Genomic DNA, 1,193 nt, shown 5'->3' with positions numbered 1-1,193 from the left:
ATTATCGCTTTTTTGGATTTGGGATTAATTTTCAAATTAAACACTTCCAACATATTCTCTACCAAAGCACTGGCATGATTATCGTTTCTCAATTGAATAAATTTGTTCAGCAATTCAAACGTTTCTTTAGTTGCAACTGAAGCAATTTTATAATATTCCCCTATTTTATAATTTGCCACTATACTTTGATATAAATCGCGAAACGTTACGATAGTTTTTGGAGGAATAACTTTTTCTTCTTTGAGTGTGATTTTTTCCTTTGAGTTGATACTTGTTATTCTTTTTATTTTTTCTGATGTTTTAGACGTTGAAAATACATGTATATTCCCAATAAGGTTATTTTTTGTATTAGAGCGACCCGTCCTTCCAACAGCATTTTTATCTTCTATTTTTTCAATTGCCTTATCTTTATCCGTTTTTTTACCCGTTACCCCACTAAAGGAATCTATAAACATTGCATTAGGGCTTATGTTGACTCCTTTAGTTAGTGTGGAGTTTGCAAATAATATTCTTAATTCACCTTTTTCAAATGCTTTTTCAATAAGCAACCTCAAATACTTGTCCATGCTACCGTTGTGGTAACCCATGCCTCTTTTCAACATTTTCTCTAAGAAAATATTTGGAGAAACTTCCTTAATATACTTTATAGCTTTTTGTATTAAAAAACAATTTCTAGTATCGAAATCAACCCCTTCTAGTTCCGAAGCGATTTTATACATTTTATTTTTTGTTGTTAAAACCAAAACATTATACTTCGCACCCTTGTGTTCATATTCTTTAATTTTTTTTGCAGTCTTGTTTAAAGCATGAACTAAAGTGAATTCATATTCATATTTTCTAACCGGAAAGCCTAATTGAGATTTCCTACTAAATAATTCTGAATTTATATACTTAGTTGTTTTGCCACCGCTTTTAATATAATAATTATATCTCCTTGTGGTAACGGAAACATTAGTCACAAATTCTATGGATTGAGAGCTATCTCCCTCGAACTCCAGAGAAGTATTATGTGGCACAATTGTAATAACTTTTTTGGATTGTTTTAATGATAGTAAATATGCTTCTTTAAATTTAGAAATTCTGTCGCCACTAAAAGATTCATAAAATTCATCAAATACAACCAACTCAAATTCTCTTTTATCTTTAAATAATTTTATAGATTTTTCTGGAGTTAGAACATAAATATCCGCTTC

Annotated in this window: 1 protein-coding gene; it reads right to left on the bottom strand. The window is 29.7% G+C overall.

The features are described from left to right. Positions 1 to 1,193: hypothetical protein (locus C4B24_RS04780; protein ID WP_131599638.1), on the bottom strand; the 1,193-nt coding region annotated here is incomplete at both ends.

The sequence above is a fragment of the Mycoplasma marinum genome (assembly GCF_004335975.1).
GTDB lineage: Bacteria > Bacillota_I > Bacilli_A > Mycoplasmatales > Metamycoplasmataceae > Mycoplasma_K > Mycoplasma_K marinum.
This window is presented reverse-complemented; position numbering and strand designations above follow the sequence as displayed.